This is a genomic window from Actinomadura sp. DC4 (assembly GCF_030406325.1).
GTDB lineage: Bacteria > Actinomycetota > Actinomycetes > Streptosporangiales > Streptosporangiaceae > Actinoallomurus.
Map to the genome: position 1 here is coordinate 38,521 of NZ_JAUEQY010000051.1, position 14,101 is coordinate 52,621.

Sequence of the window (14,101 nt, forward strand, 5' to 3'; positions counted from 1 at the left end):
CCTTATCCGATACTCGCACCTTGCCGGGAAGAGTGGTCTCGTACCCGCTCTCGTCCAGGAAGATGATTATGTTCTCCACGATCTTCGGCCTTCCCGCGCATCCGCTCGTCGTCCACGCAGTCGTCGTGCTGGTGCCCCTGGCGGCACTGTCGGCGCTGGTCGTCGCCGTCTGGCCGGCGGCTCGGGCAAGATATGCGCCGCTGGCCCTCGGGGTCGCGACTCTCGCGCTGATCTCGGTGCCGATCGCGACGCACACGGGTGAGCAACTGGAGAGCCACGTGCAGCCGTCGCCCTTCGTGGAGCGCCACACCGCGATGGCGGATGGTCTGCTGCCCTTCGTGGCCGTGCTCTGGCTGGGCTTGGCCGTCCTGGTCGCGGTCCGTGCACTGGGCCGGCCACGCGGTGTGGGCTGGTCGCGCTACCTCGCGGGTGGGGCCGCGGCCGTCGCCGTGGCGGGGGCGGTCGCCAGCGGGGTGCAGGTCGCACGGATCGGCGACAGTGGCGCGCGCGCCGCCTGGCACGGGGTCGCCACCACCTCATCCGGGGACGGGTCCGGGCCGCATCACTGACCGGATCGCGCTGAACCGTTCTTTCTTCGACAGGGGGCGCAGGACATGAATCCGGGAAGTTCGAGGCAGGGGGCGCGGGACGCGGGACTGGCCATGGTGAACCGGTGGACGCGGAGGGCGGTCGCCGGAGGTGTCGTCCTGTGCGGAGTGCTGGGCCTGGGCCTGGCCCATCTGCTGCCGGGCCAGGCGGCCGTGGCCCGGCACGACTCACCGGCTCCGGCCGGGACCGACGGCCGGGCCTCGCCCGACCCGGACGATCCGCCGCCGCGCTCCGCGCCGTCGGCGGATCGGCGCCATTCCCTCACCCCTCCCCGTACGGTGCCTCGCCCGTCCCACGGCCGCCCTCACGTCACCTCCGGCGGCTCGTGATGGAGGCCGGCCGAAGCTTCCTCGTGTGGGGGATGACGGGACGTCTCCTGGTGACGGACGCCCGCCGGATGGAGATCGCGTGGCGTGTCATGGAAGCGGAGATCGCGGCGACGGGGGCCGCGTGCGACCGGTTCCACACCGGCTCCGAGCTGTCGCGGGTCAATGCCGCGCAGGGGAACACGGTGCGGGTCTCGGCGGTGTTCGCCGAAGTCCTCGGGCACGCGCTCGACGCGGCCGCCGCGACCGGGGGAGCGGTCGACCCGACGGTCGGCGGCGCGCTGGTCTCGGCCGGCTATGACCGCGACCTCGCCGCGGTGCGGTCGCGCTCCTGCGGAACGTACGCCGCGCCGCGTCCGGTCGCCGGCTGGCCGGTGGTGGAGCTGCGGGGCCGGACCGTACGGGTGCCTCGGGGCGTCACGCTCGACCTCGGCGCGACGGCGAAGGCGTTCACCGCGGACCGCGCGGCCTCGCGGGCGGCGTCCGCCGCCGGGTGTGGCGTGCTGGTCGGCCTCGGCGGTGACATCGCGGTGAGCGGCCCGGCACCCTCTGACGGCTGGCGCGTCCGTGTCTGCGACGATCACCGGGCCGGGCCGGGCGAGCCGGGCCGGACCTTCACGATCACCGACGGCGGCCTGGCGACCTCGTCGCTGACCATACGACGCTGGCGACGCGGCGGCCGCTGGCTGCACCACATCATCGACCCGGCGACGGGCGCGCCGGCCGGGGAGCACTGGCGTACGGTCAGCGTCGCGGCCGCGAGCTGTGTCGACGCCAACGCCGCCTCGACGGCGGCGATGATCAAAGGTCGCGCCGCCGCCGACTGGCTCACGGACCGCTCGCTGCCATCACGGCTCGTTCATCTGGACGGCACCGCGCTCACTGTGGCCGGCTGGCCGTCCGCCGAGTCCGAGACGCCCGGATGAACGGCTTCCTTTGGTATTCGACCCGAGCCGGTGGTGAAGTCGCGTTGCTCTTCCTCACCACTGTGGTCGCCGTCGGAGCGATGTCGGCGGTCCGCGTGGGGGGCCGCCGGGTGCCCCGCTTCGTGCTCGCGGGTCTGCATCGCAACCTGACCCTGGTCGGCCTGGGCTTCCTCACGGTGCACATCGCCGCCGCCGTCATCGACTCCTACGCGCCGATCGGCCTGGCCGACGCCGTGGTGCCGTTCGCCTCGGCGTACCGGCCGATCTGGCTCGGCCTAGGGGCGCTCGCGTTCGACACACTGCTGGTCCTCACGGTGACGAGCCTGCTGCGCGCTCGGATCGGCCTACGTTGGTGGAAGGCCCTGCACTGGGCGGCGTACGCATGCTGGGGCACCACTCTGATCCACGCCCTGGGCACCGGTACCGACACGCGGACCTCGGTCTTCCTGTTCCTCGCCGGACTCTGCTGTGCGGTCGTGCTCGCCGCCGTGGCCTGGCGGATCGCCACTCGCGCCACGCGCCGGCTCCCCGCTCCGGCGCGTTCGGCCGGCACCACGGGAGAAGGCCGATGACGGTCGAACCCGCGCCGCGCCTCCTGGCCGGATACCAGGCGACAGGCAGGGCCGCCGACCTGCGTGAACATCTGTCACGGTACGGTCCGGCGCCGTTCTCCGGACACGGCTCGCGCGCGCGGGCCGGCGCCTGGCCGATCGGCCCTGTCGAGGAGGCGGGCCTCACAGGACGCGGGGGAGGCGGGTTCCCGATGGCCCGCAAGATGCGCTCGGTGGCGGCCTCCGGTCGTCCCGCCGTAGTGGTCGTCAACGCCGCCGAGGGCGAGCCCCTGAGCGGCAAGGACAGGTTGCTGCTCACCGTGGCGCCCCACCTGGTGCTGGACGGCGCCGCACTCGCCGCGTACGCGGTCGGCGCCCGGAGGATCATCGTCTGCGTACACGGGTCCGGAGACGCGGCCGCACACCTGGAGACCGCCGTGGCCGAACGCGCTGGTGCCGGGCTCAACGCGGTCCCGGTCGAAGTGCGCCGCATCCCGGGGCGATACGTCGCCAGTGAGGAGACCGCACTGGTGAACCAGATCAACGGCGGCGCGGCCAAGCCGACGTTCACGCCACCTCGTCCGTACGAGCGGGGTGTCGGCGGCCTGCCCACACTGGTCGCCAACGCGGAGACCTACGCCCACATCGCTCTCATCCTCCGCTACGGACCGGCGTGGTTCCGGGCGTGCGGCACCGCCGACGCCCCGGGGACCGCACTGTTCAGCGTGTCGGGCGCGGTCGTCCGGCCGGGCGTCGTCGAGGCCCCGCTGGGCACGAGCGCGGCCGACCTCCTGCGCCTGGCCGGGGGACCCGCCGACCCACTCCAGGCCGTGCTCACCGGCGGCTACGGGGGGACGTGGCTGACCATGCGGCAGGCGCACACACCCACGACACCCGCGGCGTTCGCGGCGGCCGGAGCCGCGCTCGGTCCTGGCATCGTCGTCGCCCTGGCCGCGCGGGCCTGCGGGCTGGCCGAGTCGGCCCGGATCTTGAGGTGGCTCGCGGACCAGACGGCCGGCCAGTGCGGGCCCTGCGTCTTCGGGCTTCCCGCGATCGCCGAAGACTTCGCCGCCCTCGCCGCCGGCCGGGCCGGGCCGGCCCTCCACCGGCGCCTCCGCAGCCGGGTGGCGGTCATCCCCGGCCGGGGAGCCTGCCGCCATCCGGACGGCGCGGCGCGGTTCGCCGCCAGCGCCCTGCGCGTTTTCGGACCTCACCTGGACGCCCATGAGCGCCCGGGCGGCTGCCCGCCCGCCCGGCGACCGAGCCTGCTACCGGCACGATGGGGGACGTGATCGCATGACCTGGCGACTACGGGTCAACCCGATCACCTGCACCGGACACGCCCTGTGTGCCGAACTTCTCCCCGAGGCGATCAGCCTCGACGAATGGGGATATCCGATCCTGTCCCCCGTATCCGACGAGCTGCTACCGCTGGCACGACGGGCCGTCACGGACTGCCCCACCTTGGCCTTGATGATCGAACCTGAGCCGTGATGAGAGAGAACATGACATCACGAAGTGGCACGCAGTGTCATGATCGCGCCCTTCTGGTGAGGGAGCCCCTCACCCCCCAGGCCGACGGCGACACGGTCGAGGTTCGTGGGCACCGCGCCAGCAGGATGGGCGGCCGATAGCGAACGTGTCGTACGCGTTCGCCGTGCGCCGGTCGGGTCGGCCGTCGTGAACGATGAATGCACGGACCCTTGCGGGTGTTTGTGACGCGTGGCACAGTGGCACTGAGTGTCGCACTGGAGCGATCTTGCGGCACGGCGTGCCCACCGGGAGGTCCGCAATGAGCCAGTCGCCGCGAGCTCGTGGAACATTAAGCTCGATCCGTATCGGGCTGGCGCTCGCCATCGTATTGGTGAGCGCGACAGTAGTCCTGGGTCCTGCGTCTTCCGTCGCCGCCGGGAGCACGGCCCCGAAATGCGCTGAGTTGGCGGGGAGGGAGATCCCTGCGGCGGCGATCAGTTTGCCGACCAACGGCGGCCGTGTCGAGTCGGCATCCTTTGTCACCCAGGTCGTGAGTGGCGAGAGCATCGAATACTGCAAAGTCGATGCAGCGGTCTTCCCCGTCGATCGCTCCGCCCCGGACATCAAGCTGCGAATCGGTATGCCTGTTGACTGGAGTCGCAAGGCAATGATGTTCGGCGGCGGCGGATACAACGGGACGATTCCCGACATCGCGATGAACGTGCCTTTTGGTCGCACCGATCAACCGACGCCCTTGGCTCGCGGATATGCAACGTTCGCAAGCGACTCAGGGCACCAGGCAGGACCCGCAGGATCTCTGGACGGGTCCTTCGGCATGAACGACGAGGCGCTGCGGAATTTCGCCGCCGGCGATGCGCTCAAGAAGACCCGTGATGCCGCCATGTTCCTCATCCGCGATGGCTACGGCACGGGGGTCGGCCGAGTGTATTTTGCGGGCGGCTCGACGGGTGGTCGCGAGGCTCTCGTCGTCGCGCAGCGGTGGCCTGACGCCTTCGATGGCGTCATCGCCGCCTACCCCGCGTGGAACAACGCAGCCGAAGCCCTCGATCTCGGATATCTCGCGCAGGTGATGTCGCGTCCGAACGCATTCCCCGGGCTCGAGAAGCAGACACTTCTCTACAACAGCGTTATGACGGCATGCGACGGGCGAGACGGTCTCAGGGACAAGGTCATCTCGAACGTCGACGGGTGTGGCTTCAACCCCCGAGTGCTTCGCTGCCCCAATGGTGTTGATACCGGGCCCACGTGCCTTTCCGATCCGCAGATCACCTCGGTGATCGCCGCATCCAAGCCGTTCAGATGGCCGTACAGAATCGCCAGTGGTGAGCAGGAATATCCCGGCTTTCCGTTTCTTTCGGGCGCTGACATGAGAACGCCATATCTTGGATTCGGCACTTCCGCGCCCGCTGACCCGATGCCGGTGACGGCTGGATATGGCCTACGGTACTGGGACCAGTGGGTGAAATACTTCCTGACGAGGGACCCCGGCTACAACTCCCTTGATGTCGACCCTCGACGACCGGGAAAGTGGCTTTCTCGAATCAGTTACCTTTCCACCATCGAAGACCGCAATAACTCGGACCTTCGTCCCTTTGCGCGTTCCGGTGGAAAACTGCTCCTTCTCCATGGTTCCGCGGATGAGCTGGTCTCCCACCGCTCGACGAACGACTACTACCGGCGGGTGCGTGACACGGTAGGCCCCGGGCAGACACACAGATTCATGCGGTACTACGTCGTGCCAGGCGCGAATCACGCCAACTTCGGCGCACCCGCATTCGCCGCAAACTGGGACTCGCTCTCCGCTCTCGAACGGTGGGTCGAACAAGGACGGCCGCCCGTCAAGCCGGTGGTCACAGACGGCGGCAGCGGCAGAACGCGCCCGCTTTGTGAGTATCCGCGCTGGCCGAAGTACCGCTCGGGTGATCCCGACAGCGCCCAAAGCTTCGTGTGTTCGCGTTGACGTCAACCGATCACGCACTGTGGCCCAGCCCAGCCCAGCCCAGCCGGAAGGAAGCCCTGTGACGACGAGCGGTCGGGTGGCGCTGCGCACGCGGTCTCTGACGAAGGTGTTCCGCGGCTTCCGCGCGGTCGACTCGGTGGACCTGGAGGTTCGCGAGGGTGTCGTGCACGCGCTGGTGGGTCCCAACGGCGCGGGAAAGACCACACTGTTCAACCTTCTGACCGGCTTCGTCTCCCCGACGTTCGGGACGATCACGGTGTTCGACGAGGACGTCACCGGCAAGCGGCCCGAGCAGATCGCGCGCTGCGGGGTGGCCAGGTCGTTCCAGATCACCAGCCTCTTCGAGAACCTGACCAGCCGCGAGCAGGTGGAACTCGCTCTCCAGGGGCTCACCGGCCAGGGGCTGCGGTTCTGGCGGTCGGAGAAGTTGCTCGGCAGGCATCGCGCCCGCGTGGACGAGCTGCTCGCGCGGGTGGGGCTGATGCCACTGGCGGACAAGCCGGTCGGACTGCTCGCCTACGGGCAGAAGCGCGCGCTGGAGCTGGCACTGGTGCTGGCGCTGGACCCGCGGGTGATGCTTCTCGACGAGCCGACGGCCGGGATGGGAATCGAGGACGTCGACCGCACCATCGACCTGGTCCGGCGCATCGCGGCCGGACGCACCGTGGTGGTCATCGACCACAACATGCACGTGGTCGGCAGCCTGGCCGACCGGGTGACCGTGCTCCAGCAGGGCAAGGTCCTGGCGGAGGGCGCCTACGACGAGGTCCGCAACGACGACCGGGTGATCACCGCCTACCTGGGCGAGGCCGACCATGCTTGAGGTCACCGGCCTGAAGGCGTGGTACGGCGAGGCGCTGGCGCTGCACGGCGTGGACGTGAGCGTGGGAGAGGGCGAGGTCGTCTCGCTGGTCGGGCGCAACGGCGCCGGCAAGACCACCCTGGTGCGATGCCTGATCGGCCTGCACCGGCAGGTCGGCGGCACCGTGTCCTTCCTCGGCCGTGACGTCACGGGCATGCCGGCCCACCGGAGGGCCCGCGCCGGGATGGGCTGGGTCCAGGACGACCGCGGCGTCTACGCGAGCCTCACCGTGGAGGAGAACCTGCTGCTCCCGCCCAAGGTCTCCGACCGCGCATGGACGCTGGAACGGGTCTACGAGGCGTTCCCGGCGCTCGCCGAGCGCCGCAGGGCGCCGGGCACCACGCTGTCGGGTGGGGAGCAGCAGATGCTGGCCATCGCGAGAGTGCTCCGGACCGGTGCCCGTCTGCTGCTGATGGACGAACCCTCCGAGGGCCTGGCCCCGGTGGTGGTGGCCCGGATCGGGGCGATCATCCGCGAGATCAAGACGACCGGCGCCGGGGTGCTGTTGATCGAGCAGAACGTCAAGTTCGCGGCCACCGTGGCCGATCGGCACTACCTGCTCAGCCAGGGCCACGTCGCCACGGTCCTCGACAACTCCGAGTTCCGGCGGCGCGAGGGCGAGCTCCTGGAGCACCTCGGCATCTGACCGGTCGACCACACGAGGTCATGTCCGACACGACACGAGGAGAAGCACCATGAAGAGAAGGCGGATTCGGGTCGGGGCCGCGGCTATGACGGGGACCCTGCTTCTCGGCGCGTGCAGTGGCGGCCCGGGGGCGTCGGGTGGTGATTTCACGGGCGGCAAGCTGGTCCTCGCGGTGCTCAACGACCAGTCCGGCGTCTACAAGGACGCGTCGGGACCGAACACCGTCAAGGCGGTCAAAATGGCGGTGGCCGACTACAAGAAGAAGTACGGCGACGCCGCGGTCGTCGACGACATCGAGGTCACCTCGGCCGACCACCAGAACAAGCCGGACGTCGCGAACACCAAGGCCCAGGAGCTGTACGAGCGTAAGGGGGCGGACGTCATCCTCGACGTGCCGACCTCGTCCGCGGCCCTGGCCGTCGCCACCCAGGCGAAGAATCATCACAAGCTGTTCATCGACGTCAGCGCGGCCACCACCGCGCTGACCGGCGCCCAGTGCAACAAATACACCTTCCAGTGGGCGTACGACACCTACATGCTCGCCAACGGCACCGGCACCACCATCACCAAGAACGGTGACAAGAAGTGGCAGCTCATCTATCCCGACTACGCGTTCGGCCAGGACATGATCAAGTCCTTCACCAAGGCGATCAATGGGGCCGGCGGCACGGTGCAGGGGACCACCCCGACGCCGTTCCCGAACGACAACTTCGCGACCTTCCTCACCAAGGCCGGCAGCACCGATCCCGACGTGATCGGCACGATGCAGGCGGGCGGTGACCTGATCAACGTGGTCAAGCAGTTCAACGCCTCGGGGCTGAAGGAGAAGGGCATCGATCTGGCCGTCGGGCTGATGCTCATCAACGACATCCACTCCCTGGGCGTCGACCAGTTCGCGGGCACGATGTTCACCGACGCCTGGTACTGGAACATGGACCGCGAGTCGCGTACGTGGGCGGACCGGTTCCAGCAGGAGACCGGAACCCGCCCGAGCTTCGAACAGGCCGGCAACTACTCCGCGGCAAGCCAGTACCTGGAGGCGGTCCAGAACGCCGGCACCGACCGCGCCGACGCGGTCGTCGGAAAACTCGAGGGCAAGAAGATCAACGACGTGTTCCTGCGCAACGGCGAGATCCGCGCCAAGGACCACCTCGTCATCCACGACGCGTACCTGGCCCGGGTCAAGAAGCCGTCGCAGGTGAAAGAGGACTGGGACTACGAGGACATCGTGACCACGATCCCCGCGGAGAAGGCATTCCCTCCCGTCGGGGAGTTCGGCTGCTCGATGTGAGCGGGCGGTCCGGTCGCGTAGGCCCCGGGCGCCCCACGGCCCGGGGGCGGCCCCGGGAAAGGAACCCATGAACGCAGTCCTGCAGTACGCCGTACAGGGCCTGGCGGCCGGCAGCTTCTACGCGCTGGCCGCCCTCGGACTGGCGATCATCTTCGGCGTCCTGGGCGTGGTGAACTTCGCCCACGGCGCGTTCTACATGCTCGGCGCGGTCGCCACGGCCGTCCTGCTCGACACCCTCGGCCTCACGCTGTGGTGGTCGCTGCTGGTGGTGCCGGTGCTGATGTTCGTCTTCGGCGTCGTGGTGGAGCGGTTGCTCGTGCGGTGGCTGCTCCGGCTCGACCCGCTCTACAACTTCCTGCTCACGTTCGGCCTCACGCTCGTCCTCGTCGAGCTGGTCAAGCAGAAGTACGGCGTCTCGGGGCTGCCGTACCGGCCTCCGGACCTGCTCCAGGGACGCGCCGACCTGGCCGGCGTCGTGCTGCCGCGCTACCAGCTGTTCGTCTTCCTGTTCTCGGTGGCGATCTGCGTGCTCGTCTGGCTGCTGATGACGCGGACCAGGGTCGGCATGATCGTCCGGGCGTCGACCGAGAAGCCCGAGCTCGCCCGTGCCCTCGGCATCAACGTGGGCCGCTGGGTGACCCCGGTCTTCGGCTTCGGCGTCGCGCTCGCCGGCCTGGCCGGCGTGCTCGCCGCACCGTTCCGCGCCATCACGGCAGACATGGGCAACAACTTCGTGATCATCCTGTTCGCGGTGGTGGTCATCGGGGGGCTCGGTTCGATCGTCGGCGCCGTGGTCGCCGGTTTCGTGGTGGGGCTGGTGGAGGCGTTCGGCCAGGCCTACGCTCCGATGTTCGCCCAGATCCTGATCTTCGTCCTGATGGCCCTGATCATCCTGGTCCGCCCGGCCGGGCTGTTCGGACGCGAGGAGGCGGCGGGATGACCCAGTCCGTGGTTCCCGAGGCGTCGGTCACCGAGGCGCACGCCGCCATCGTGGGAGGCCGCTCGAGGTCGCGATGGGCACTGCTGGCCGCCGGCCTGGTGGCGGCGCTGGCGCTGCCGTGGATGATCTATCCGCCGGTGGCGATGGACATCGTGGCGATGGCGCTGTTCGCGATCGCGCTGGACATCCTGCTCGGCTACACGGGCCTGCTGTCCTTCGGGCACGCGGCGTTCTGGGGCAGCTCGGCGTACGTGACGGGCTTGATCGCGACGCACTTCGGTGTGCCGTTCCCCCTGGCCGTCGTCGGCGGCGCACTGTTCGCGATGATCCTCGCCCTTCCCATCGGGTATCTGTCGGTGCGCCGGTCGGGGATCTACTTCGCGATGGTCACCCTCGCCTTCGCGCAGATGGTCTACTTCGTCGGCTACCAGTGGAGCGACCTGACCGGCGGCGAGAACGGGCTGCAGGGCGTGCCCCGGAGGTTCTTCGGCATCGAGCCGGTGGAGACCGAGTCGTTCTACTTCTACTACGCGGCTCTGCCGATCCTGCTGCTCGGCATGTGGGCCGCCTGGCGGATCGTGCACTCGCCGTTCGGGCGAGTCTTGGTGGCGATCCGCGACAACACCCCGCGAGCGCGGGCGCTGGGCTACGACGTGGAGAAGTACAAGGTGATCGCCTTCGTGCTCTCCGCCGGACTGACCGGCCTGGCCGGAGGTGTCTTCGCGATCAGTCACGGCTTCGTCGCACTGACCGAGCTCCATTGGACCACCTCCGGCGAGGTCGTGCTGATCGCGCTGCTGGGCGGCATCGGTACGCTCTGGGGCGGAATCCTGGGTGCGTTCCTGGTCGTCATGCTCGCCGACTATCTCGCCTCGTCCGGCTTCGACGGCATCGACCTGGTGACCGGCGCGGTCTTCGTCCTCGTGGTGCTGCTCTTCCGCCGCGGGATGTGGGGCACCGTGCATCATCAGTGGCTGGCCTGGCGGCGGCGCCGGACGTGAGGCGCAGCACGGAATTCCGGAGTTCGGCGAACCTCAAGTGCGCGGACTAGACTTTGCGCTACACCACGCCAGGACGGGGGCCTGTCGGTGACTTCGCGAATACTCGAGACCAAGTACCGGATATCGGAAACGGCGATGGCCTTGTTTCTCAAGGAGGGGTACGAAAACGTTACCGTCGAAGCCGTTGCGGAGGCATCGCGCGTGTCCCGCCGCACCGTTTTCCGGCACTTCGAGAGCAAGGACGAACTCGCGTTTCCGGACCACACCGAACGCATAGGGCTCGTCCAGCGCTGTCTCGTCGAGTCCGTTCCCGGTACGGACCCGGTGGAGGCCGTCATCGCGGCCACGGAGGAGTCGCTGCGCGATTTCCTCAGCCGCCCGGAGCTCGTCCTCCGGAGGTACAAACTGACGCGTGTCGTTCCCGAGCTTCGGAAACGAGAGGTCATCGAACACGAACGATACGTGACGCTCACCCGGTCGTTCCTGCGTGATCACCTCCCACCGGACACCCCGCCCTTCCAGTCGATGGCCCTCGCGGCCCTCGTCGACGCGATCCACCGATCCGCTCTCGGAGACTGGGCACGCAGCGGCGGCGCGACCGACGCCATCGCCGAGTTGGGGGCGGGCATGGAATGGGTCCGCCGCCTCATGGTCCACCAATCGACCTTTTCCACCACGCCGCTCCTTCTCGCGGTGATTCCCGACGCGCCGCAGACCCGCCGCGTTCTCAGCTCATTGAGGGACACGGCAGAGGAACTGCTCTAAATGGCCTCCCTTTTCGCGGTCGCCGACAATGGGATTCCCTTCGTTCCCCGGACATCAGGAGGGCGGCGCCGGCTCGATTCCGGCGCGCGATGCCGGCGGGCGTCGGCGATACTGTGCGCGTGGAGTACGTGTCCAGAGTGCCGCGACCGCCGCTGGACGGGCTGATCGACGACCTTTACTACCTGGAGGGTGCGTCGCCGTACGCCCGGCTGACGCTGCCGCCGATGCCGGCGGCGCTGCTCATCCTCAACCTCGGGGCGCCGTTCCGCATCCGCGCCGGCACCGACATCGAGACGGCCGAGTACGCCGACGGCTGCGTGGTCACCACGCCCACCCGCGCGTTGGAGTTCGGCTACCCGCTCCGGACCAGGTCCGTCGGCGCGCACGTCAAGCCGTGGGGGCTGGCGCCGTTCCTGCCGATGCCCGCGGCCGAGCTGTGCGACCGGCCGGTGACGATGGAGCAGGTCTGGGGCCGGCCCGCCGTCGCCGAGCTGCGGGACCGGCTGGCCACGGCGGACGGACCGTACGAGATGCTGACGCTGCTCGAGGAGGAGCTGATGCGACGGCTGTGCGAGACCGCCGGCCTGGGGCTGGTCCGCCATACGAGCAGCGTCATCGCGGCGACCGGCGGGGCGGCGGCGATCGGCGACCTGAGCGTGGCGGCCGGTGTCAGCAGTACTCATCTGGCACAGCGGTTCAAGGAACTCATCGGCGTCACGCCGAAGCGGCTGGCCCGCACCCACCGCTTCGCCGCCACCGTGCTCACGATCGACCCCGCCGGACCGGTCGACTGGGGCGAGCTCGCCGGTCGCGCGGGCTACTTCGACCAGGCCCACTTCGGCCACGAGTTCCGGGCGTTCACCGGGCTCACGCCGACCCGGTACGTCGAGGTCCGGCGGCGGTTCCTGCGCGAACATCCCGGCCACGCGCTGGACGGCTGGCCGCTGCCGGCCGATTGATTTCTTACAAGAGCGCCGGCTCACGACAGGCTAATTTGGGGCACCCCAGAGCAGAGGAGAGCCCCGTGGGCAAGGTGGTCATGTACAGCTCGGTGTCGGTGGACGGCTTCGTCGCGGACGAGAACGACCAGCCCGGACCGCTGTTCGACTGGTTGTCCAGCGGTGATGTCCCGTTGGACGAGAGCGGCGTGGTGACGGTGTCGCAGACGTCCTACGACTACACCCGGCCGTACTGGGACCAGATCGGGGTCACGATCGTCGGCCGCCACGTCTTCGACATGACGGACGGCTGGGACGGGAAGCCTCCGAGCGGGATCGACCACGTGGTCGTCGTGACGCACCGGCCGGCGCCCGAGGGCTGGGACCCCGAGGCGCCGTTTCACTTCGTCGACGGCGTCGAGGCGGCCACGGCCAAGGCGCAGGAGCTCGCGGGCGACCGCACGGTCGAGGTCGCCGCCGGCGACGTCGGTGGGCAGGTGCTCGCCGCGGGCCTGATCGACGAGGTGCGCATGGACGTCGTACCCGTGGTGTTCGGGTCCGGCAAGCGCTACTTCGGGTCGGTCGAAGCGCAGCACCTGCTGGAGGATCCTGACGTGGTGATTCAGGGCAACCGGGTGCTTCACCTGCGCTATCGGGTGCGCCGTTGACCGATCTGAGCGGGGTAGGCGCAGAAGTCCGCGACGTGCTCATCGACCGAACAGGGAGCCCGGCGGCTTTTGAAGCGTTGTCAGACACGCCGGCGACGTGGGATCAGCGCGGGCACGCGGGCCCGGTACGCGGTGTAGGCGTCGCCCAGGCCGTGGACCAGGTCGTGTTCCTCGAACGCGATGCCGACCAGGATGTAACCGGTCGAGGCGGCAGCCAGGAGCAGGTGCCCGGCCGTCATCGTAGGCGTCGCCCAGAAGACGACGAGGAACGCGGCCATCAGAGGGTGCCGGATGTGCCCGTACGGGCCGCGCTCGACGAACGGGGGAGGGCTGTACGTGACGCGCCGCGCGTGCAGCCAGGCCTGCCGTAGCCCGAACAGGTCGAAGTGGCTGACCAGGAAGGTGGAGCCGACGACCGCGATCAGGCCGGCCACGTACACGGCCCAGACCACGTCGGCGCCCGGCCCCGACAGGCTCCAGACGGTCCCCCTGATCGGCCGCCACGCCCAGAACAGCAGCGCCAGCAGCAGGCTCGCGGCCAGGACGAACGTCGCCCGCTCGGCGGGTTTCGGCACGATGCGCGTCCAGCGGCGCTTGAACCACGGACGGGCCATCACGGTGTGCTGAACCGCGAACGACAGCAGCAGGAGCAGGTCGACGGCGACAGCGGCCGGCACGGCGGCGTGCGGTCCCTGGTCGATGCCCTTGGGCACGCCACGACTGGCGAAGAAACCCGCCGCGTAGCCGAGCACGGCGAGGAAGAACAGGTAGACGGCGACCGCGTACACCAGGATGGCCAGAGGGCGAGACGATCGCGTGCCGTGTGACATGCCTGAACGCTAATCTCGCCCGGCTCAGGGCGGCCATCGGGTGAACGACCGATGTTTCCCCGGCCGCGCACCGTCATGAGCGCGGATGCCGGTCCCGCCTCAGTAGATCAACGGATCAGCCTGAGGTGTGGGGGGGGGGGGGGGGGGGGGGGGGGCGGCCCGCCCGCGGGGGGGGGGGGGGGCGGGGGGGGGCGGGGGCGGGGGGGGGGGGCGGGGGGGCGGGGGGGGGGGGGGGGGGGGGGGGGGGGGGGGGGGGGGGGGGGGGGGGGGGGGGGGGGGGGGGGGGGGGGGCGC

Annotated in this window: 16 protein-coding genes; 15 read left to right on the forward strand and 1 reads right to left on the reverse strand. The window is 69.6% G+C overall.

Annotated elements, in window-relative coordinates; translation table 11 throughout:
* Positions 1 to 68: 68 nt before the first annotated feature.
* The 15 genes from QWU11_RS44950 (at position 69) to QWU11_RS45020 (ending at position 12,977) form a co-directional block, all read left to right on the forward strand.
* On the forward strand, positions 69 to 569 hold the full coding sequence (locus tag QWU11_RS44950) for a DUF2231 domain-containing protein (protein WP_290120735.1): 501 nt from the start codon (positions 69 to 71) through the stop codon (positions 567 to 569).
* A gap of 45 nt (positions 570 to 614) precedes the next feature.
* Positions 615 to 938 (forward strand): hypothetical protein, encoded by a 324-nt coding sequence (locus tag QWU11_RS44955; protein ID WP_290120736.1) that lies wholly within the window; start codon positions 615 to 617, stop codon positions 936 to 938.
* 32 nt (positions 939 to 970) lie between these two features.
* Positions 971 to 1,861: an FAD:protein FMN transferase gene (locus tag QWU11_RS44960; protein WP_290120737.1), complete on the forward strand. Its 891-nt coding sequence runs from the start codon at positions 971 to 973 to the stop codon at positions 1,859 to 1,861.
* Between the two features lie 44 nt (positions 1,862 to 1,905).
* Complete coding sequence (locus QWU11_RS44965; protein ID WP_290120738.1) at positions 1,906 to 2,433, forward strand: hypothetical protein; 528 nt, start codon at positions 1,906 to 1,908, stop codon at positions 2,431 to 2,433.
* Positions 2,430 to 3,704 carry an NADH-ubiquinone oxidoreductase-F iron-sulfur binding region domain-containing protein gene (locus QWU11_RS44970; protein WP_290120739.1) on the forward strand — a complete coding sequence of 425 codons (1,275 nt, stop codon included), beginning with the start codon at positions 2,430 to 2,432 and terminating at the stop codon, positions 3,702 to 3,704. The genes QWU11_RS44965 and QWU11_RS44970 overlap by 4 nt, the downstream gene beginning before the upstream one ends.
* A gap of 4 nt (positions 3,705 to 3,708) precedes the next feature.
* Positions 3,709 to 3,906, forward strand: a complete 198-nt coding sequence (locus tag QWU11_RS44975; RefSeq protein WP_290120740.1) for a ferredoxin — start codon at positions 3,709 to 3,711, stop codon at positions 3,904 to 3,906.
* Positions 3,907 to 4,204: 298 nt separating this feature from the next.
* A complete protein-coding gene (locus QWU11_RS44980) occupies positions 4,205 to 5,866 on the forward strand; it encodes a tannase/feruloyl esterase family alpha/beta hydrolase (RefSeq protein WP_290120741.1) in 1,662 nt (553 codons plus the stop codon).
* Between the two features lie 58 nt (positions 5,867 to 5,924).
* Positions 5,925 to 6,689 (forward strand): ABC transporter ATP-binding protein, encoded by a 765-nt coding sequence (locus QWU11_RS44985; RefSeq protein ID WP_290120742.1) that lies wholly within the window; start codon positions 5,925 to 5,927, stop codon positions 6,687 to 6,689.
* Positions 6,682 to 7,374, forward strand: a complete 693-nt coding sequence (locus QWU11_RS44990) for an ABC transporter ATP-binding protein (RefSeq protein ID WP_290120743.1) — start codon at positions 6,682 to 6,684, stop codon at positions 7,372 to 7,374. The genes QWU11_RS44985 and QWU11_RS44990 overlap by 8 nt, the downstream gene beginning before the upstream one ends.
* An 85-nt stretch (positions 7,375 to 7,459) precedes the next feature.
* Positions 7,460 to 8,665, forward strand: coding sequence for an ABC transporter substrate-binding protein (locus tag QWU11_RS44995; RefSeq protein ID WP_290120744.1), 1,206 nt, complete (start codon positions 7,460 to 7,462; stop codon positions 8,663 to 8,665).
* 67 nt (positions 8,666 to 8,732) lie between these two features.
* On the forward strand, positions 8,733 to 9,605 hold the full coding sequence (locus QWU11_RS45000) for a branched-chain amino acid ABC transporter permease (protein WP_290120745.1): 873 nt from the start codon (positions 8,733 to 8,735) through the stop codon (positions 9,603 to 9,605).
* Positions 9,602 to 10,606, forward strand: a complete 1,005-nt coding sequence (locus tag QWU11_RS45005; protein ID WP_290120746.1) for a branched-chain amino acid ABC transporter permease — start codon at positions 9,602 to 9,604, stop codon at positions 10,604 to 10,606. Before QWU11_RS45000 ends, QWU11_RS45005 begins: the two co-directional genes overlap by 4 nt.
* 87 nt (positions 10,607 to 10,693) lie before the next feature.
* Complete coding sequence (locus QWU11_RS45010; RefSeq protein WP_290120747.1) at positions 10,694 to 11,371, forward strand: TetR/AcrR family transcriptional regulator; 678 nt, start codon at positions 10,694 to 10,696, stop codon at positions 11,369 to 11,371.
* Positions 11,372 to 11,490: 119 nt separating this feature from the next.
* Positions 11,491 to 12,330, forward strand: a complete 840-nt coding sequence (locus tag QWU11_RS45015; protein WP_290120748.1) for a helix-turn-helix domain-containing protein — start codon at positions 11,491 to 11,493, stop codon at positions 12,328 to 12,330.
* 65 nt (positions 12,331 to 12,395) lie between these two features.
* Positions 12,396 to 12,977 carry a dihydrofolate reductase family protein gene (locus QWU11_RS45020; RefSeq protein WP_290120749.1) on the forward strand — a complete coding sequence of 194 codons (582 nt, stop codon included), beginning with the start codon at positions 12,396 to 12,398 and terminating at the stop codon, positions 12,975 to 12,977.
* Positions 12,978 to 13,057: 80 nt separating this feature from the next.
* Here QWU11_RS45020 and mddA read toward each other — a convergent pair whose 3' ends face one another.
* Positions 13,058 to 13,807, reverse strand: coding sequence for a methanethiol S-methyltransferase (gene mddA / locus QWU11_RS45025; protein ID WP_290120750.1), 750 nt, complete (start codon positions 13,805 to 13,807; stop codon positions 13,058 to 13,060).
* Between the last annotated feature and the right edge of the window lie 294 nt (positions 13,808 to 14,101).